Genomic DNA, 19,908 nt, shown 5'->3' on the forward strand with positions numbered 1-19,908 from the left:
TCACCCTTTTACTCAAGATTTTAATATTTCATTGGGACTGCCACGGGGATGCCGCCGTGGCAGTGATGTTTACACTAACACTGTTAAAGCCGTGTCATGAATGGAAATTTTGCTGTTTTGTGCTGGGATCACATCCAAGTAGTCCGGCGTGTTGGTAATAATAACCGGTGTTACCACTTCGTATCCTGCTTCTTTAATTTTTTCCATATCAAATTCGACGAGCAGATCTCCTGCTTTTACCACATCGCCTTGATTTACACGTGCTTCAAAATATTTCCCGTCCAGTTCAACGGTATCCATTCCGACGTGGATTAAAATTTCGGCGCCGTCTTCAGAAGTAATCCCAATCGCATGCCGTGTTTTGAAAAGTGTTGTAACAATGCCATTTACCGGTGAGTACACTTTCCCTTCAGACGGCTCAATGGCAATCCCTTTCCCCATTGCTTCGCTTGAAAATGCTGCATCTTTCACAGCAGTTAACGGAATGGTTTTCCCGTTCAACGGGCTTTTCACTTCCAGTACACGGCTTTCATTTGGCTGGACTGCTTTCGTTGTTTTTTCTTCTTTGTCTTTAAATCCGAATGCAAAGGTCAAAATGAAACCGATGATAAAGCTTGCAACAAGTGCGATGATGGAGCTCCAGAATACAAGGTCAAGCCCTGAACCCGGTTTGATAAAAGCCGGAATGAAGAATACGCCCATGCCGCCGAACATCCACAATTTTCCGCCCAGCGCACCGATAATGCCGCCGCCGACTGCACCGCCGATACAGCTCATGATGAATGGTTTTTTAAGCGGTAATGTTACCCCGTAAATGGCCGGTTCGGTTACCCCGAAAATCCCTGAAATGAACGCTGGAATCGTGAGGGCTTTCAAACCTTTGTTTTTCGTTCTCAGCATAACGGCCAGTACTGCGCCGATTTGTGAAAAACAAACCATGACAGATGTTGCTAAAATCGGATCATATTTCAAAGTAGCCAGGTTGTTCATTGCAATTGGAACAAGTCCCCAGTGGAGGCCGAACATAACGAACACTTGCCATAAACCGCCAATCAAAATACCTGCAACAGCCGGGCTTAAATGGTAGAGCCAAATGGTTGCTGCACCGAGCAATTGTCCAGCCCATGTCGAAATCGGGCCAATGGCAAGGAATGTCAGCGGTACCATGATCATGATCGTTAAGAACGGGACGACAAATGTTTTGACAACGTCCGGAATCACTTTTTTGAGGCCATTTTCCAACTTAGCTGTAAAATACGATGCGACGATAATCGGAATAACCGATGATGTGTACGTCATTAAAATAACCGGAATGCCTAAGAATGTTACATGAATTTGTGATTCAAACAAACTGCCGCTAAATAACGTATAAAGCGCTTTCCCGGAAGACAAAGTGGACAACGACGGGTGGCAAAGCGCTGCGGCTAGTGCCATGCCGACAAATGGCGTGCCGCCGAATTTTTTCATTGCCGTGTAGCCAAGGAAGATCGGCAGGAATGTGAACAATCCGTCACCGGCATAGTTCAGCAGGTTATAAGTCCCGGATGTGGATGAAACCCAGTGAAGCGCGAGAATTAATGCAGCTACACCTTTGATCATCCCGGTTGCAGCCAATACGCCTAGAACAGGAGTGAATACGCCTGAAATCATATCAATGAATGCAGAAAGCGGCCCTACTTTTTCTTTTTCCCCGCCAGCATCCTGGCCTTCGGTTGCGCTGATGTTGCCGACTTTCAGGAGCGTTGCGTACACATCAGGCACATGGTTTCCAATTACGACCTGGTACTGGCCGCCGCTTTTCATGACGGTTACCACACCATCCAAGTCTTTGAGTTCTTCCGTTTTTGCAATGGATTCATCTTTTAATTTAAACCGAAGCCGTGTGACACAGTGGAAAACGTTGTTAATGTTTTCCTTTCCGCCAACGAGAGCCAAAATATCTTTTGCCAGTTTTTCATGGCTCATTATAATCACCTCATATTTTTTCAATTATATTAAACTTTTTTTCAAATAAAAAACCTAAACCGAAAACACGCAGGAGACACGTCTGCCTCTATGTGTAAACGGTTTAGGTTTTGCCTGCTTTACCAGTAACAATCCTAATAGAAATCTTCATATGAAGTTTACGTTTATAATATAGCGTGCGCTTTCATATTTTGTCAACACTTTTCTTAAAATTATTTTATTGTTTTATTCCGGTTTGTTACACGATGGATATGAACCGTTAAATAAACTTTTTCGTCATTGGTGAGTGACCAATTAAAGTCATGCTCTAAATAGACAGCAATTTTTTCTGTGCAGGCATAGGCATCAGGATATTTACGCCTGATTTGTTCAATGAAAAAGGGTTCCATCGTCTCTTCGAGTTTTTCTTTCTGAATAAACCGGATGGCGAAGTAGCGGAGATGGGTTAAAAACCGTTCATAATTTACTGAACCCTCATCCAGTTCCATCTTAAAATGATATTTTACAATATTCAATATCGTATTGACCATCTCGGTAATTTGAACAGCGGATGACATATTTTCCCCTGACAGCTGGCTGTTGACCAGATGCAGTGCAATCGCCGCCGCCTCATCTTCCCCAAGCGCAACACCCGTATCTTCTTTGATAATTTGAAGCGCTTTTAATGCGACTTCAAACTCTTGTTTATAATATTTCCGGATTTCCCATAAAAGCGGATTTTTTAAATCAATCCCTTGTTTATGCCTGCTAATGGCAAAACTGATATGGTCAGTCAAAGCGATATATAAATATTCATCTAACGAATACGGAAGTTGGGATTTGGCATACTCCAATATTTTTGCAGAGATATTTAAATATTGGGTCGGAATATCCTGCAACAATTTGGAGAGTTTTGCAGATATCGCATGGTTCTCCAGCACAAACGTTTTTTCAACTTTCTCATGGTTAATCGTGTCTCCCGCTTTTTTCTGAAAAGCCAATCCTCTCCCCATTACAACAACTTCCTGGTTTAATTCGTTAGTTGATACAACTACATTGTTATTTAATACTTTTTTGATTTTCATCGCAATCGCCCTTTAGATAGATATGCCACAATCAGGAACGGAAAAGAAATCCGCACCGGTACATTTTTACTAGCATCACATCTATTTTTATAATTTTAATCCATCGCTGTCAACCAATAGAGAAATCAATTTGCCAGTACCATCTCTTTTCGATATGCACCATCTTAAAGCCTGACTGGCGCCGAAAAAAAGAAACCCGTAACATGGCGAGCTGGACGCACATGTCAGGGTTTCGCCTGCCGAACAGTCACGATCCCATTGAATCAATCAGCGATTTCTGTAATCGATTACATTATACATTATAAATGATTTTGTGAAAGTGTCAACAATTTTAAAGCGGAAAGCCGCAGCCTTCCGCCTCACATCAATGCAGCGCCCCGCCGGTTTCCGCAATGTCTTTTTCTGTTGTGGCGGAGACCACCGCGACAATTTCCAAAGCTTTCACGATTGTATCAAGGGCCATGCTCGGATCTCCGTTTTCCGTCGTTTGTTCCGGGATGTACGGGATATGGATGAAGCCTGCGCGAACCTTTTTTTTGTTTTTTTCTAAATAATGCAGGACACCGTAAAAAAGATGGTTGCACACAAACGTCCCGGCGGAATTTGAGACTGCTGAAGGTATCCCTGCTTCCCGCAGCCGGCTGACAATCATTTTAATCGGAAGGGTGGACCAGTATGCCGCCGGCCCGTCCGCTTCAATCGGAACATCGACCGGCTGCTGCTGTTTGTTATCCGGGATACGGGCGTCATCGATATTAATTGCGACGCGCTCCGGCGTGATTTGCGCCCTCCCGCCTGCCTGCCCGACGCATATGACCACATCAGGCTGATGGCGGTCAATCGCTTCTGTTACAGTCCGAATCGATTCATAAAAAACAGTCGGCACCTGCTGCGTAACAATCCGGATGCCTTCAATGTTTCTTCCGTCCAACTGTTTAATCGCTTCAAGCGCAGGGTTGAGTTTATCCCCCCCGAAAGGCTCAAAACCTGTTAAAAGCACTTTTTTCCCCATTTTCCTCTCCTCCTATCTGACTAAAAGATACATCAGGATAATATTAAACGCGAGCGTCATTAACGCGGTCGGGAGCTGCACACGAATGACATGATTTTTATCTTTTAAATCAAGCAAAACAGCCGGCACGATATTGAAATTGGCTGCCATCGGGGTCATGAGCGTGCCGCAGTAGCCGGCAAACATCGAAATCGCGGCAATCTGGTCCGCATTGGCACCAAACCGTTTAATCAAAAACGGGATGGCGATCCCCGCCGCCATCACCGGAAAAGCAGCAAACGCATTGCCCATGATCATCGTAAACAACGCCATGCCGACACAGAAAACGAACACGATCCAGAAAACCGAATTTTCTGGGATTACTTTTGTAATAAGTTTCGAAACGACTGTGCCGACCCCTGCTTTTGTAAAAATGGTACCGAGCGTTGCCAAAAGCTGCGGCAGGACAACAGCCCAGCCGATTGCTTCCAAAAGGCGCCGCGATTCTTTGAATGCGGTTTGAGGCCGGCTTTTCGTCAATAACATCGCCGTGAGGATCGCAATGATACATGCAACCCCAAGGGCAACAAGCGTAGGGTTTGAAGGGTCAAGCAGCAGCCGGGAACCGATTTTTACATTCACCAGCAGTTTTGAGCCCAGTACAGTTAGAATCGGGATCAATAATGCCGGCAGAAAAAGCCAGTTCCCTAAACGCTTGCGTCGGGCTTCAAGCTCATCCGGCGCCGTCTCACCGTATCCGCCTTTTTGCAGGCCACCGAATGCCACGATGACTACCATTGCCAGCACCATTAGACCGATGTAAAATGGCGGGATGATTTTTCCAAACAGCAATGTAATGGCGTAAATAAAATAAAACAGGCCGGATAGGATGCGCCTTTTGTTCGTTTTGTCAAAAAACGTATAGAAAGAACAGAAGAGGCAAACGATCCCCATGGCGATGTAAATCCATTCCGTTGAAATGATCATTTTCTCACAACCTCACTATCCATTTTTCCTCTACCCGGGTTCCCAAGCTTGCGGTCCAGTTTCCGGTCAAACAGGCGGAGACGGATAGAATGGACGATAAACACAAAAATCGCTGTCGGAAGGCCCCAAAGCGCCATGAAAATCGGATCTGCTTTTATCCCATTCTGGTCAAAAAATCCTTTCATTAAAAGAATCGCACCAACTGCGACAAAAATGTCTTCACCGAAAAACAAGCCGATATTGTCAGCAGCAGCAGCCTGGGCACGGATCTCTTCCCGGTCTTTTTCCGGCACTTCACCGTATTTTGCCTCCGCCGCCCCTTCAGCCATCGGCGCAATGAGTGGGCGCACCGTCTGCGGATGGCCACCGAGGCTGTTTAACCCAAGGGCAGCGGCAATCTCACGGATCAGCAGATAAAAGGTCAATATTTTCCCAGCTGATGCCGCCTTGATTTTTGAAACAAGATGTTTTGACTGGTTTTGCAGCCCACTTCTTTCCAAAAGACCGATGACCGGCAGGGTAACAATTAAAATTGACATATAACGGTTAGTTGTAAAAGCTTCTCCGAACTGTGTGATCAGTTCTTTAAGCGGAAGACCCACGATCAGTCCGGTGGCAAGGCCGGAAACGGTTACCACGACAAGCGGATTGAATCTGAGCGCAAAACCAATGATAATGAGTGCGACACCGATTAAAGCCAAACCCATTCACTCCTTTATACACGCTTTATAAAAAATTGCTGATTTTTTCTATTTTGATTCCTTCGTGCTCCAGTGACTGCCGGATAAACTTCGCAAAAACAAGGGCCTGTTGGCCGTCGCCGTGGATGCAGATCGTATCGGCCTGGACACGGACATCCTCCCCTTGTACGGATGTGACGCTGCCTTCTTTGATCATCCGGATCACTTGGTCTGCGGCGGTTTCGCGGTTTTCGATCAACGCGCCGGGTTCACGCCTCGGCGTCAGCGAGCCGTCACGTTGATAGGTCCTGTCGGCAAACACTTCACTTGCTGTCTTCAGGCCGGTTTTCGTGCCGGCTTTCACGAGTTCCGATCCGGCCAGACCGAACAGGATGATTTCGGGATCAACGTCATATACTGCTTTGGCAATGGCTTGTGCGAGCTCCCGATCTTTTGCCGCCATGTTGTAAAGGGCGCCGTGCGGTTTGACGTGCTGGATTGTCCCGCCTTCCGCTTTCGCAAATGCAGCCAAGGCACCGATTTGATAGACGGTCATATCGTATGCTTCCTGCGCAGAAATCTGCATGTTTCTGCGCCCGAACCCGGCGAGGTCCGGAAGCCCGGGATGTGCGCCGATCCCAATTCCTTTTTCAAGCGCCATGCGGACGGTTTTCCGCATGACGGCAGGGTCACCGGCATGGAACCCACACGCAATGTTTGCCGATGTAATCAAATCAAGGATTTCCTTATCGCATCCAATCGTATATGCGCCAAAACTTTCTCCCATATCGCAATTCAAATCAATGCTTGGCATGGGTGTCCCTCCTTTTTTCCTGATAGAAAATCGATTTTTTCAGCAGGCGGATTTGTTTTTCCCTATCTATATAAAGCGCCTGGGCTTCCTCCAGCGAAATTTCTTGAAATCTGACCTTGTCCCCCAGCTTCAGCTGCGCCATCAGCGGAAGGTCCACCGCTGCAATTTGTGCGATTTTCGAATACCCGCCGGTCGTTTGCCGGTCCGCCAATAGGACAATCGGCTGCCCGCCGGACGGCACTTGGACCGTACCGAAACAGACGCTTTCCGACAACATTTCCTGTGCCCTTTTGAACTCCAGCCCCGGCCCTTCCAACCGGTAGCCCATCCGGTCGGAATCGCGGGAGATACGGTACGGCTTCCGGAAAAATTCCTGTATGCTTTCATCCGTAAATAATTCGGCATGCCGCCCTTTTATTACCCGGATGGTTGGAAACGTGCCGTAATCCGGCATAATGGTTTTGGAAACTGACCAGCTTGCCTGCAGAGAACCATCTTCGAATAATGACTGGAGCTGTTTTGATAATTCCCCTGGCATTCCGACTTGGATCTCGTCCCCCGCCTTCAGGGTCCGGCCTTGAAAACCGCCGATCCTGGCCCGCAAGTATGTCGATTTGCTTTTTAACACAGTTGGGACCGAAAAACCGCCGGCCACCGCCAAATAAGCCCGGCAGCCGGTTTCCGCCTGTTTGATCCGCAGTTCGCTTCCATTCTCAACCCTTACCGGACGCCAAAGCCCGATCGGTTTGCCGTTCAGATAGGCATGGAAACGGCCGCCGCAGATGGCGATCAGCGCATCTGTTTGGAACTCGAGAACCGGCCCCGTTACCGTGATTTCGATTGCAGCCTCGTTTTCCGGGTTACCGACGAGCAGGTTAGCGATGCGGTGTGCAAAAGGATCCATGGCACCGCTTTGCACAACCCCAAATTTTTGGTAACCCGTTCTCCCCAAGTCTTGTATCGTTGTCAGCATGCCCGGTTTGATGACCTTGATCATGACGGCATCATCTCCAGCTCTTTATATTCCTCGGCACTGACCGGCTGAAAACGGATCTTATCCCCTGCATTGAGCAAGCTTGGGCTGTCTTTTTCCGGCAGGAATAATTTTAACGGGGTGCGCCCGATGATCTGCCAGCCGCCCGGCGTTTCGATCGGGTAAATGCCGGTTTGTTTGCCAGCAATGCCAACGGATCTTTCCGGGATCCTCAAGCGCGGCGTCTTTTTTCTCGGGGCTGCGATCTCTTCCGGCATCCCCCCAATATAAGGAAAACCCGGTGCAAATCCAATCATATAAACCGTATAGTCGCCGGATGCATGGATGTGGATGACTTCTTCAGGAGTGAGGCGGTTTACACGGGCAACATATTCCAGATCAGGCCCGAATTCGCCGCCGTAGCAGACCGGGATATCGATGACACGAGGTTTTCGGAGGGGCGCTGCAGACTCTTTCTCCAGCAGTTGTGTTAAATACCTTGAAACATATATGTACGGGTTTTCTGAGGTTTGCTTATAAATTTTGAACGGGTCATATAGGACGGTGACTGTTGTATAAGCGGGAATATATTCAATCATCCACTTGGGAAAATGGTTTTCCAATAATGAAACGATCGTTTGCACTTTCCTGTGGTTTTCAAGGCTGATTTCTTTTCCCGCTTCAATCAGGACTGCGCAGTCGCCTTCCGGGAATAACTGATAATCCAACATGGTCACCTCCATTTTCAAAAAGAATTATATTTATAAAAATTATTAATATATTATTATTTTATAATAACAAAATTATTTCTGTTTTACAATTTAAAAACCCCGGCAGGAATATGCTGCGGGATTCATAACTTTTGGTCAATTTTCGATGTATGCACCAACTCTCCAAACCATTGTTTCAGTTTACCTTTTGCCTCGGCTTTCACATTGTCATCAATATACATAGCCACCTGGATCAGCGCAAGGCCGAGGGCGCCAAGGTCATCCGTGAACCCTGCCGGCAAAATATCCGGAAATAGATCGGTTGGCAGAATAAAATACCCGAGCGCGCCAATAATGGTCGCTTTTGCTTTTTTCGGGACGTCCGGTTTTTGCAGCGTATAATAAAGAAGTAGAACGGCACGTTTATGCCGGCTTTTTGGGCAAATTTCTTCAGTTTTTCCCAAAAACTTTGTTCCGAAAAATATTTCCTTGCTTTTTGCATGCGCGTTTCCATTTTTACCAGTAAATGTGCCACTCTATTTGCCCCCTATTTAAGTCTATTTTGCCTGGAAATGGTCCCGGGGGAAACAATGTTAAAACTGAAAAGGGTCGTTCATCGCTTGACGGCCTCGTCTTCTATTTCTTCCCTCAGAGTGGATCCTCTTTTTGTTAAATTCTTAGTATGAATTTTTTATTATTCAAAGTATAATCTGAGTGCCACAAGAGTCGCAACGATTGCACCCATTATTTCTGGTATAGAAATGCATTGAATATTCTTTCGATGAAGCCTTATAATGGAATTACCGATTTTTGCACGATGGCAAACAGGAAAAGAGGGGATTTACTTTTTATGGACAAACCGAAATTGTGGACGAAAGACTTTATTATGGTTTCATCCACAAATTTTTTTACGCATGTCGTGTTTTATTTATTAATGACAAGCGTTGCTATGTATGTGACAACCGCCTATCACGCAAGCCAAAGCATGGCCGGGCTGGCAGCAGGAATATTCGTCCTGGCTTCGTTAGTCGCGAGATTATTTGCAGGAAAATATTTGGACAGAATTGGGCGTAAGCGGGTGCTTGTCGGATCTTTGATTGTGTTCTTCGTGGTCATGGTGCTCCATTTCCAAGCGGACAGCCTCGCATTTTTGATGGTGCTACGGTTTATCCAGGGGGCGATGCACGGCGCAATCACAACGGCGGCGGGCGCGATTGTTGCCGACATCATTCCGAATGAGCGCCGCGGCGAAGGCACCGGCTATTATGCGACGAGCATGAATTTGGCAATGGCAATCGGCCCATTTTTAGGCATGTTTATCATGAGAATCGCCGATTTTCATATGATCATGTTGGCGGCAAGCATCATTGCACTGATCGATCTGATCTCTGCTGTATTTTTAACCGTTCCGAAAGCGGACTTGACCGAGCAGCAGTTAAAAGAAATGGCTCGTTTTCAAGTAAGAAATTTTTTCGAACCGGCCGCGCTGCCGGTTTCAGTAGCGGCTTTCGCGGTCACGCTCGCCTATTCCAGCCTCCTTTCTTTTTTGTCCCTTTATGCAAAAGACATCCACTTGGTGAATGCCGCCAGTTATTTCTTTATCGTCTATGCAGCAGCACTCATATTAACGCGGCCGTTTACAGGCAGATGGTTCGATGAGCACGGGGAAAATTTTGTTATTTACCCGCTTTTGATTTGTTTAACAACCGGTTTTCTCCTGCTCAGCCAGGCGCACAGCGGTTGGATGCTGCTTGCGGCAGGCGCACTGATCGGAATCGGTTACGGCACCGTGCAGTCGTGTTTCCAAGCCATTGCCATCAAACTTTCACCGCCGCACCAAAAAGCGCTGGCAACGTCGACATTTTTCATTTTTATTGATCTGGCAAGCGGCGCGGGGCCTTACCTGCTTGGGATCGCGGCCGGATTCATGAGTTTCCGCTTCCTTTATCTTGCGGTTGCAGGCTGGATTGTCGCGGGCATTTCCATTTATTATGCCGTGCACGGAAAAAAGGCGAAAATGGAAAGAAAAACGGCGGTTGCAGAAAGCATAAATAAATCATAATGCCGGCCGCCGCCTTTTAAAAAAATGCCGGCAATTTTCATAGAAAATCGGTTGGAGGAATAGCAAATGGCAGTACACCACTTTCATTTAAAGGCAGACTGGCCCGGCCTGCGAAATGATGTGGGCACAATTGATTGTGGAAATTTGGTGGCGAAGATTTCTATACCCCCGGAGATGGACGGCCCCGGCGTCGGGACAAATCCTGATGAAATGCTCCTGGGGGCTGCGGCAACCTGCTATATCATTACGCTCGCGGCCATGATGGAGCGCAGCCACTTGGAGAAAGAACAGCTGACGATGGAATCGGAAGGCATTGTGGATGTAACCAATGGTGTATTTACGTATAAAAAAATGATCCACCGCCCTGAAATTGTGCTGAAACCGGACGCAACCGACAAGGACATCCGGCTGGCGTACACTCTGGCCGAAAAAGCAGAAAAATCATGCATGATCAGCCGCGCCATTCAGGGGAATGTTGAGCTCGAATTACAGGCAGCTGTGAAAAGAGCCGCAAAATAGTGATGCTGGCTTTCCGTGGCATTTACGATTAAAAGCACAATCACAGGACGAACTTGTTTCGCCTTGTTACTTATGAAAGACACTTGTTTCAATATTTAATTGGCATTTGTCTTTCATCGCATCAATGAAAACACTTATATCAAATCTCTGATTGGTTTTATCAAAGCAGAACTTAAGAGGAAGTGCTAAAAAAAGCAGCCGAGAAAAATAGCGGCTGCCTTTTTTACAATACCTTATCCAAAAAGTCCTGTGCCCGGGTTGTCTTTGGATGGCTAAAAAATGCTTCAGGGGTGCCTTCTTCTAAAATTTTCCCGCCATCAATGAAAATAATGCGGTCGGCCACTTCTCGGGCAAAACCCATTTCGTGCGTGACGATCATCATGGTCATGCCGGTCTGGGCCAAGTCTTTCATCACGTTTAATACTTCTTTTACCATTTCCGGGTCAAGAGCGGAAGTCGGCTCGTCAAACAACATCAGCTTTGGCTCCATTGCCAGTGCGCGGGCAATTGCCACCCGCTGTTTCTGCCCCCCGGAAAGGTTATTTGGATACGCCCCTTCTTTTTCCGTCAGGCCGACTTTTGCCAAAAGTTCCCTTGCCTTGGCCTCTGCATCCTGGCGTTTCATTTTTTTGACTTTCATTGGAGCATAGGTCAGGTTTTCCAGAACCGTTTTATGTGGAAAAAGATAAAAATGTTGGAAAACCATACCAATTTCTGAGCGCACTTTCATAATATTGATTTTCTTATCTGTAATTTCTTCCCCGTCGATCCAAATCCTGCCTTTTGTCGGCTCTTCCAAAAAATTGAGGCACCGCAGAAAAGTGGATTTGCCGGATCCGGACGGGCCGATGACAGCAACAACTTCCCCTTTGTCTACATGTGTGGAAATATCTTTCAGGACTTCGTTATGGCCGAATTGTTTATAGAGATGTTCCACTTTAATCACTGTATTTCATCTTCCTTTCCAGCTGTCTGCCGAGCACCGTCAAGATAAAGACAAGCACCCAATAAATGACGGCTACAAACAGGAGCGGTTCAAAGTTGCGGTAAATTTGTGCTCCGACAACCTGGGCGCGGCGCATCAGGTCCAAATAACCAATAGTGGAAACAAGGGCAGACTCTTTTGTCAAGGAAATGAATTCATTCATCAGTGCAGGCAGAATATTTTTCATCGCCTGCGGCAGGATCAAATCTTTCATCATTAAATAGTACGGAACCCCTAGCGCCTGGGCGGCTTCTGTCTGGCCCTTGTCCACTGCCTGGATCCCGGCACGGATGATTTCCGACACATAAGCAGCCGAGTTCAGGCCGAACGCCAAAATGGCCGAAAGAAACGGCTTGATATCATACCCGGTCAGCTGCGGGATTGCAAAATATATGAGCATCAATTGAACAATCAATGGCGTGCCGCGAAAAATCGATGTATAAATATCACCGATCCATTTTAATGTTTTGATACGGGATATTTTAAACAATGCGAAAACCGTCCCGAGTACAAAACCGAAAAGAATCGCAAAGAAAACAAATTTTAATGTTACCCATATTCCTTTTAACATAAAAGGAATATAAGGCACAATTTGGCTGAAATCCAAATTCATGCCTTACACCTCACCTTGTTAGTTTAATGAACTTCTTGAAAAAACAGCGCCCTGCTCAGCAAGGCGCCTGCATGCAATTACTGTTGGTCAATTTTCCATTTCTTTTTCAATTCAGCAAGTTTACCGTTCTTTTCAGCTTTTGCCAACACTTTGTTGACTTTTGCCGTCAATTTGCTGCCTTTCGGGAAAGCAACAGCCATGCCCGGCGAACTGGAAGTCGGATCATCAAAGCCGGCCAGATTTTGCTTTTTAATATAACCTTCCGCAACGGATTTATCCAAATAGGCGACTTGAATGCGCTTAGAAAGCAGTTCTTCAACTAAGTTTGTCGAGTTATCGAGTTTTTTGACATTAAAATTGTACGTTTTCTTCAGCTTATCAGCGCCTTCTTCCTGGATGGTGCCCAATTGGACGCCGACGGTTTTGCCCTTAATATCTTCCAGCTTCTTGATGTTTGAACCTTTCAATGTCACGAACATTTCCCCTGAATGGTGGTACTGCGTGGAGAAATCAACGTTTTTGGCGCGTTCTTTCGTGGCGGACATCCCGGAAAGCACCATATCCACCCGCTTCGATTGCAGGGCGCCAATTAAACCGTCAAATTTCATATCTTTAATTTCCAATTTATATCCTAATTCTTTTGCAATATAGTTAGCCAGATCAATATCAAAACCGACAATTTTCCCGGAAGTATCCCTTGTTTCAAACGGGGCAAAGTCGGCTGATGTGCCCATGACCAATACCTTTTCTTTTTTGTTGGCGGTGTTTCCGCTGCTTGATTGGCCGCAAGCTGTCGTAATCACCATTGCAAATACAAGTGCGATGCCTAAAACGATCTTTTTCACAATTTTTCCCCCTATGAAAGTATCAAACTTGCGAAGCATTTTTATTCAACAAAATGAATTTTAACACGATGTGGAATATTTGAGAAGATATTTATTCAAAAAAAATATTTTAAAATATTGTCAGTTTGGTCAGCTTTTCACTGGCATTTTGTTTTTGACCTTTTCTTCAAATTCACGCTTCATGTTTTCAAAGATTTCTTTGTCGGTAATCAGGTCATAACCGGTCATCGCCAAGGCCAATGCCCCGCTCGATAAAACCTGGTGGGAATTGTCCGTAATCGTCGTATCGGCAAATTCCTTCGTATGGGCGACAAGGCCCGGGGAATCCAGGCCGATATACGGGTGAATGGCCGGCACGACATGGCTGACATTGCCCATATCGATCGAACCGTAAGATGACCTTGGTTTCTTTACTTCTTTTACCTTTGTTGTTAAAAGGTTTTTCGTGAACAAATTGGACAACGTTTCGTTTGTCACCATATTGTCGTAGCTTAATTCGTAGTTTGAAATATGCACTTTGGCGCCCGTCATCATAGCCGCACCTTTTGCAATATTTTTCACCTTTTCGACCACTTCGTTTAAATATACACGGTCTTTGGCGCGCACATAAAATTGGGCTACCGCTTTATCCGGCACGATATTTGCGGCAATCCCGCCTTCTTTAATAATGCCATGGATGCGGACATCGGAAGTGACATGCTGGCGGAGCGCATTTACGCCGTTAAACAATTGGATCGCCGCATCAAGCGCGTTGATGCCGTCTTCCGGATTAGAAGCCGCGTGCGCCGATTTGCCGCGGAAATCAAACTGGATTGCATCCATGGCAAGCGATTCTCCGCTTTCATAGGACTCATCGGCCGGATGTAAGATCATGGCAGCGTCAATATCATTGAAAATACCCTGTTCCGCCATCGGGACTTTAGCACCGTTCGTTTCTTCGGCCGGCGTACCAAGGACAACCACGCGTCCGCCGATCTCATCGATCACTTTGCTTAAAAGTACGCCGGCGCCCGCGCTCATCGTACCGATCATATTGTGGCCGCAGCCGTGACCGACACCGGGAAGCGCATCGTATTCCGACAGAAACGCAATTGCCGGCCCCTCTTTTTGGCTGTCATATACCGCTTTGAATGCGGTCGGCCTGTCCACGATCCCTTTTTCTACCGTAAAACCATGGACTTCAAGGAAGTCTGTGAGCAGTTTCATTGAATTGTATTCCTGGTCGCCGAGTTCCGGATGGTGGTATAAGGTATCGCTCATTTCCCAAAGCTTCGACTCTATTTGTTTCAGATGCTGCCTGAGTTGTTCTTTCATTTGGAATATCCCCCTGCTGTTCTATGCCGTGTTGTGCACATCGCAAAATTAATATTTATGAATAATATGTTATAAATATACAATAAATCATAAGGTTCGGCAAGTGTTTTTTCAAAAAATATCACGCAAAAATAAAAAGGCCCTACCCCCTGTATGGGATAAAGCCTTTTACAACTTTACACCATTAGTTTGCAAATATCATTCGTGAATGCGACCGGATCTTCAATATCGAGTCCTTCAATCAGCCGCGCCTGGTTGTACAGCAGGTTTGTATAAAGCGTGCATTTGTCTTTATCGTTTTCAAATACTTCTTTTAAGGCGCGGAACACATCGTGGTGAACGTTGATTTCGAGCACTTTGTCGGCTTTAATGTTTTGCCCGTTCGGCATCGCGTTCAGCACTTTTTCCATTTCAATCGACACTTCGCCGTCCGTTGTGAAGCAGACCGGGTGCGATTTTAACCGGTGCGATGCGCGCACATCTTTCACCTTGCCGTTCAAAGCCTTTTTCATGAAATCAAAGAGATCTTTGTTTTCTTTTTCTTCCGCTTCCGTTTCTTTTTTGTCTTCCTCTTCAAAACCGAGGTCGCCGCTTGATACCGACCTGAATTCTTTTTCTTTGTAATTCATGAGCATTTTAATCGCAAACTCATCGATATCTTCCGTGAAATAGAGGATTTCATACCCTTTGTCGGCGACAAGTTCAGTCTGCGGCAGTTTTTCAATCCGGTTAATCGATTCGCCGGTTGCATAATAAATGTATTTCTGGCCGTCCGGCATGCGGCTGACGTATTCATCGAGCGTCACAAGTTTCTTTTCTTTTGACGAATAGAACATCAACAGATCCTGCAAATCTTCCTTATGGGCGCCAAATTCATTGTACACGCCGAACTTCAGCTGGCGGCCGAAAGATTTATAAAACGCTTCGTACTGTTCCCGGTTTTCTTTCAGGAGATTGGCCAGCTCGCGTTTGATCTTGTTTTTAATATTTTTCGCGATCAGTTTCAGCTGGCGGTCATGCTGCAGCATTTCCCGCGAAATATTCAGGGAAAGGTCTTCCGAATCGACCATCCCTTTGACAAAGCTGAAATAATCCGGCAGCAAATCCGGGCATTTTTCCATAATCAAAACGCCGTTCGAATACAGTTCAAGGCCTTTTTCGTATTCCGGCGTATAGTAATCAAACGGAATTTTTTCCGGGATGTAAAGAATCGCGTTGTAACGCACAGCCCCGTCAACTTTAATATGGATATGTTTCACCGGTTTATCAAAGCCGTAATGCTTTTCCATGTAAAAATTCTCGTAATCTTCGTCTGTCAGCTCGTTTTTGTTTTTGCGCCAAATCGGCACCATGCTGTTGAGGGTCTGTTCTTCTTTCACTTCCTCATACTCGTTGTCGCTGCCTTCTTTCAGGCGCCTTTCTGTCACATCCATTTTGATCGGGTAGCGGATGAAATCAGAATATTTTTTTACAAGTGCCTTCAGCCGGTACTCTTCCAAAAACTGATCGTAATCTTCGTCTTCCGTATTCTCTTTCAGTTTCAAAATAATATCGGTGCCGTAGCCGTCTTTTTCGCACGGCTCGATCGTATAGCCTTCCGCGCCTTTCGACTGCCATTTATAGGCCTGGCTGCTTCCCACTGCTTTCGAAATGACCGTAATTTCATCGGCAACCATGAATGCGGAGTAGAAGCCGACGCCGAATTGGCCGATCAAATCATACCCGTCTTTGCTTTCATTTTCATTTTTAAACGCGAGCGAACCGCTTTGTGCAATCGTGCCAAGATTATTTTCGAGTTCTTCTTCTGTCATGCCGATCCCGGTATCGGAAACCGTCAAAGTCCGGTTTTCTTTGTCCGGGGTAATTTTAATATAATAGTTGTCTTTATCAAACGTTAAATTTTCATCGGTCAGGGCTTTGTAATAAATTTTATCGATCGCGTCGCTGGCGTTTGAAATCAATTCCCGCAGGAAAATTTCTTTTTGTGTGTAAATCGAGTGGATCATCATGTCCAAAAGCCTTTTCGATTCCGCTTTAAATTCTTTTACCGCCACATCGATCTCCCCTTTATATGTAAAAAATCGTTTCCGGTTCTGATTTTAGCACTCAAAACACCAGAGTGCTAACATACTATTATTTAGCACAGTGCCGGCCGTTTGTCAATGAAACGGCAGCCGAAAATGTTCTTTCCAACAGTAAAATGATGGCTTATAATTAGTAATTGACATTTAAATACGGGCTTGGGCGATGGAAATAGGTGAAAATCCTATACGGTCCCGCCACTGTGATGGAAAAACTTTTCCTAAGTCAGGTCTTTCTCCCAAGCTGTCGGTTTATTTGGAGCCTACGAGGTATAGGCGAAAAATTTTTTCTGCCCTTGTATACCTCTGCGTACAAGGGTTTTTTTATGGAAAGGAGAGAGTGATATGGTTGGAAAAAGGTTGAGGGGACTCATCTGGGGGATAGCCTTCGTTTTGGCCTTCGCGGTTCCGTCACATAGTTTTGCGGCTGTTTCGGTAAGCAAAGACATTGCGGATACAGCTTCATACTTTAAATCATCAGCATTAAATTCCGATTTTGTGGTGGCTGCATTGGCGAAGGAAAATCTGCTGACAGCCAATGAAATCAAACAGTACCGCAGCGTTATAAAAGAAAGGGTTAATTCCAAAACATTAACCGGAACGGAACTCGACAAAACGATCATTGCTTTAAAAGCGATCGGCGAGGATCCGGCAAATTTTGAAGGCAAAAATCTCGTGAGAAGCGTGTTTGAAACAAAGGAAGAAAGCACTACGACCGGCTACGCCTACGATTTAATCGCCTTGAATACGGATAATTATTCGATTCCGGGCGATGCACCGAATACGCCGGCAAAAATCGCAGCCAAACTTGTGGATTTAGAGCTTCCAGACGGCGGTTGGAGCTGGGGCCCGTCCGCAACGGCCTCGGATGTGGATTCAACCGGGATGGTGCTGACCGCGCTCGGGACGTATCAGGATAGGCATGATGAGGATGTAAAAAATGCCATACAGGACGGCATTAAATACTTAAAAGCGGCGGAAAAGGACAATGCCGGCTTTGACAACTGGGGTATTAATTCATGCAGCACCGCCCAGGCCATTATAGGACTGACTTCCGTTGATGTTGACCCTACAACAGGGGATTTTGTAAAAAGCGGCACAAATCCGGTATCGATGCTCAGCACTTTTAAGGATACAAAAAACGGGGGCTACAAATGGATGGCAACGAGCGATGCTTCCGACAGTTTTTCCACAGAACAGGTGCTTCAGGCACTCGTCGCCTATGACCTTTTCCAAAAAGGAGATACGCTGTACGATTTTACGCAAAAAAGCAGTACGGGCAGCACAGCCGCAACGGAAAACGGAAACAGCAATCCGGATTCGGGCAATACGGCTTCAAAATCAGCCGGATCAGGAAACAGCAGTACGGATACCGCAAGCCAATCAAGTTCCAATACAGCATCCGGCAATTCTGCGGCTGCCACGAATGTGATTGAAAAGAATACAAAAGAAGTGATCACCAAAACCAATACCATCACGAAAAACAACACCATTACCAAAAAGGCGGTGGACACAAAACAAACGCCGGCAAAAACGAAAAAAACTTCGAATGCCGATAAAAAAGCAGCCACTGCAAAGGCTTCAGCTGCACCGGCAGAAAAAGAGCAGCAGCCCCAAAAAGTGGTGACCACAAAAACAACGGGCGTCTCTCCTGTGCACGGTTGGGTCGGCTCCATTTCGACCGGTGTAGGCGTCATCCTGCTTGTCATTCGGAAAAGGCTGTTGGGGGTGTGACCGGGAATGAAATTAAAAAGTATCATCATTGACAGTGTTGCGGTGCTTTTGATCGCGTTCGGCGCCTGGTTTTTTATCGATGGTTTCCATACTGAAACAAAAACGGTCAAAACGTATTCTGCGGCCACACAAACTGCAAGCATCCCAGCCAAATCGGAGGATGCAGCGCAAACAAGCACCGCTGCCGGCAGCAGTGGCAGTAAAACCAAATCAGACAGCAACCCAAGTGCTGCAAACAGCAAATCCGGCAGCTCCAATGATACACTCAGCAAATCTTCTACTAAGAGCAAAACCGGGGAAACGCCGGCTTCAAAAACGGCTACAACGGTCAGCACAACCCAAAGTACGTCATCCGGCGCTTTTTCATCAGATTCTGGAAGCAGCATCGCAGGCAGCAGCCCCAATGCATCTTCCGAAAAAAAAGCCGAAACGGTTTCTTTAACGGTTAAAGGCTACAAAGGAACCATTTTTAGCGGCAAATATGCATACCACAGCGGCGATACCGCCTTTACGCTGTTAAAAACCGCTGCTTCTGCGGAAGGTATCAGCCTCGATTACTCCGGATCTGGTGCAACCGCCTATGTGAAAGGCATTGACGGGCAGAATGAAGGGGATAAAGGCGGCATGAGCGGCTGGAAATATAAAGTGAACGGCAAGGAGCTGAATTATTCAGCGGGGACGTATAAACTGAAAGCCGGCGACCAGGTCGTATGGTACTATTCTGAATAGGAGATGTTTCAAATGGAAAAACAGCCGGTTGAAAACAGAAAATCGGCCAAAACGGCTTCACAGGTAACGAGAAAGATTGCCCTCCTCGCTGTGCTGGCCGCACTGAGCATCGCCGGAAGAATTTTTATGGCTTCGATTCCGAATGTCCAGCCGTGCACCGTCATCATTATTTGCAGTTCATTCGTATTCGGGATCCGTTTCGGGCTGGCCCTTGCATTTTTAACCGTCTTCGGTTCCGACATGTTTCTCGGCATGGGTTTTTTTGCCATCATGCAGTTTATTGCCTGGGGAAGTGTCGCCGTGCTTTCCGGCCTGCTCGGCAAGAAACAGTTTTACAAAAAAGTCCCGCATATTGTGTTGTGTTTGTATGCTGGATTTACCGGCATTCTGTTCGGCTTTATGGTTTCATTGAATTATTTATTTATCGGCGGGCCGTATGCGTTTTGGACTTACTACCTTGCCGGCCTGCTTTTTGATGGCTACCATGCTGCAGGGAACTTTGTGATTTACTTGATTTTGGGCCCAATCCTGATCAAATTAATTGCAAAAGAAAAAGAACGGATATACGGCGTTTAGGAACAAGGCTGCCCCTTTGTTGCGGGCAGCCTTGTTTGACTGTTCCCGCTAATGATTGCCGCAAAAAACCGCCATAAGGACAGCAAGATGTTGCTGAGTTCAGAAGTGCATACCACCAGCCCCCAATTAAAAAAGAAAAAACTGACCGGAGCGAACGCAACCGCCTTCATGAATCAGAAAGCGCCGGAAATTGACGCACTCAAACAAAGCGGACAATCATTTTAAAACTGGCCCACTGATATAAAGAATGGAAAAGAACCGGAAAG

19 protein-coding genes, 1 pseudogene and 1 riboswitch are annotated in these 19,908 nt (G+C 46.2%); of the genes and pseudogenes, 6 read left to right on the top strand and 14 right to left on the bottom strand.

Annotated elements, in window-relative coordinates:
* Positions 1 to 69: 69 nt before the first annotated feature.
* From GBH70_RS08480 to GBH70_RS08520, 9 genes and pseudogenes are all read right to left on the bottom strand, one after another.
* Positions 70 to 1,965 (bottom strand): beta-glucoside-specific PTS transporter subunit IIABC, encoded by a 1,896-nt coding sequence (locus GBH70_RS08480; protein WP_151680632.1) that lies wholly within the window; start codon positions 1,963 to 1,965, stop codon positions 70 to 72.
* Positions 1,966 to 2,177: 212 nt separating this feature from the next.
* Positions 2,178 to 3,029, bottom strand: coding sequence for a BglG family transcription antiterminator LicT (gene licT / locus GBH70_RS08485; protein ID WP_151680633.1), 852 nt, complete (start codon positions 3,027 to 3,029; stop codon positions 2,178 to 2,180).
* A gap of 364 nt (positions 3,030 to 3,393) precedes the next feature.
* On the bottom strand, positions 3,394 to 4,041 hold the full coding sequence (gene pcp / locus GBH70_RS08490; protein ID WP_151680634.1) for a pyroglutamyl-peptidase I: 648 nt from the start codon (positions 4,039 to 4,041) through the stop codon (positions 3,394 to 3,396).
* 12 nt (positions 4,042 to 4,053) lie between these two features.
* Positions 4,054 to 5,007: a DUF979 domain-containing protein gene (locus GBH70_RS08495; RefSeq protein ID WP_151680635.1), complete on the bottom strand. Its 954-nt coding sequence runs from the start codon at positions 5,005 to 5,007 to the stop codon at positions 4,054 to 4,056.
* A complete protein-coding gene (locus tag GBH70_RS08500; protein ID WP_151680636.1) occupies positions 5,004 to 5,708 on the bottom strand; it encodes a DUF969 domain-containing protein in 705 nt (234 codons plus the stop codon). Before GBH70_RS08500 ends, GBH70_RS08495 begins: the two co-directional genes overlap by 4 nt.
* A gap of 25 nt (positions 5,709 to 5,733) precedes the next feature.
* The gene (locus tag GBH70_RS08505; RefSeq protein ID WP_151680637.1) at positions 5,734 to 6,501 is read right to left on the bottom strand and encodes a LamB/YcsF family protein; all 768 of its coding nucleotides are present in this window, start codon (positions 6,499 to 6,501) and stop codon (positions 5,734 to 5,736) included.
* Entirely contained in the window at positions 6,488 to 7,498 is a 1,011-nt protein-coding gene (locus GBH70_RS08510) for a 5-oxoprolinase subunit C family protein (RefSeq protein WP_151680638.1), read from the bottom strand. The genes GBH70_RS08505 and GBH70_RS08510 overlap by 14 nt, the downstream gene beginning before the upstream one ends.
* Positions 7,495 to 8,202, bottom strand: a complete 708-nt coding sequence (gene pxpB, locus GBH70_RS08515; RefSeq protein WP_151680639.1) for a 5-oxoprolinase subunit PxpB — start codon at positions 8,200 to 8,202, stop codon at positions 7,495 to 7,497. The genes GBH70_RS08510 and pxpB overlap by 4 nt, the downstream gene beginning before the upstream one ends.
* Positions 8,203 to 8,327: 125 nt before the next feature.
* Positions 8,328 to 8,698: pseudogene (locus GBH70_RS08520) on the bottom strand (YkvA family protein).
* Positions 8,699 to 9,034: 336 nt separating this feature from the next.
* On the opposite strand from GBH70_RS08520, the gene GBH70_RS08525 reads away from it, so the two are divergent.
* Positions 9,035 to 10,246 carry an MFS transporter gene (locus GBH70_RS08525; RefSeq protein ID WP_151680640.1) on the top strand — a complete coding sequence of 404 codons (1,212 nt, stop codon included), beginning with the start codon at positions 9,035 to 9,037 and terminating at the stop codon, positions 10,244 to 10,246.
* Between the two features lie 66 nt (positions 10,247 to 10,312).
* The gene (locus tag GBH70_RS08530; RefSeq protein WP_151680641.1) at positions 10,313 to 10,765 is read left to right on the top strand and encodes an OsmC family protein; all 453 of its coding nucleotides are present in this window, start codon (positions 10,313 to 10,315) and stop codon (positions 10,763 to 10,765) included.
* 223 nt (positions 10,766 to 10,988) lie between these two features.
* On the opposite strand, the gene GBH70_RS08535 is transcribed toward GBH70_RS08530, so the two are convergent.
* The 5 genes from GBH70_RS08535 to htpG all read right to left on the bottom strand — a co-directional run bounded on the left by GBH70_RS08535 (position 10,989) and on the right by htpG (position 16,576).
* Positions 10,989 to 11,711 (bottom strand): amino acid ABC transporter ATP-binding protein, encoded by a 723-nt coding sequence (locus GBH70_RS08535; protein WP_151680642.1) that lies wholly within the window; start codon positions 11,709 to 11,711, stop codon positions 10,989 to 10,991.
* Positions 11,704 to 12,363, bottom strand: coding sequence for an amino acid ABC transporter permease (locus GBH70_RS08540; RefSeq protein WP_151680643.1), 660 nt, complete (start codon positions 12,361 to 12,363; stop codon positions 11,704 to 11,706). Before GBH70_RS08540 ends, GBH70_RS08535 begins: the two co-directional genes overlap by 8 nt.
* Positions 12,364 to 12,440: 77 nt before the next feature.
* Entirely contained in the window at positions 12,441 to 13,247 is an 807-nt protein-coding gene (locus GBH70_RS08545) for a transporter substrate-binding domain-containing protein (RefSeq protein WP_443098245.1), read from the bottom strand.
* Between the two features lie 90 nt (positions 13,248 to 13,337).
* Entirely contained in the window at positions 13,338 to 14,522 is a 1,185-nt protein-coding gene (locus GBH70_RS08550; protein ID WP_151680645.1) for a M20 family metallopeptidase, read from the bottom strand.
* 176 nt (positions 14,523 to 14,698) lie between these two features.
* Positions 14,699 to 16,576 (bottom strand): molecular chaperone HtpG, encoded by a 1,878-nt coding sequence (gene htpG / locus GBH70_RS08555; protein WP_151680646.1) that lies wholly within the window; start codon positions 16,574 to 16,576, stop codon positions 14,699 to 14,701.
* Between the two features lie 168 nt (positions 16,577 to 16,744).
* Positions 16,745 to 16,892: riboswitch (adenosylcobalamin (AdoCbl) riboswitch) on the top strand.
* Between the two features lie 56 nt (positions 16,893 to 16,948).
* Here htpG and GBH70_RS08560 point away from each other — a divergent pair.
* The 4 genes from GBH70_RS08560 to GBH70_RS16745 are packed head-to-tail and all read left to right on the top strand — an operon-like array spanning position 16,949 to position 19,867.
* Positions 16,949 to 18,337 carry a prenyltransferase/squalene oxidase repeat-containing protein gene (locus GBH70_RS08560; protein WP_151680647.1) on the top strand — a complete coding sequence of 463 codons (1,389 nt, stop codon included), beginning with the start codon at positions 16,949 to 16,951 and terminating at the stop codon, positions 18,335 to 18,337.
* Between the two features lie 6 nt (positions 18,338 to 18,343).
* Entirely contained in the window at positions 18,344 to 19,066 is a 723-nt protein-coding gene (locus GBH70_RS08565; RefSeq protein WP_151680648.1) for a DUF4430 domain-containing protein, read from the top strand.
* A gap of 12 nt (positions 19,067 to 19,078) precedes the next feature.
* Positions 19,079 to 19,642, top strand: coding sequence for an ECF transporter S component (locus GBH70_RS08570; RefSeq protein ID WP_151680649.1), 564 nt, complete (start codon positions 19,079 to 19,081; stop codon positions 19,640 to 19,642).
* Positions 19,643 to 19,693: 51 nt separating this feature from the next.
* Positions 19,694 to 19,867, top strand: a complete 174-nt coding sequence (locus GBH70_RS16745) for a hypothetical protein (RefSeq protein ID WP_172967558.1) — start codon at positions 19,694 to 19,696, stop codon at positions 19,865 to 19,867.
* The last annotated feature ends 41 nt before the right edge of the window (positions 19,868 to 19,908 follow it).

The organism is Weizmannia acidilactici (assembly GCF_008974225.1).
GTDB classification, from domain to species: domain Bacteria; phylum Bacillota; class Bacilli; order Bacillales; family Bacillaceae_C; genus Weizmannia; species Weizmannia acidilactici.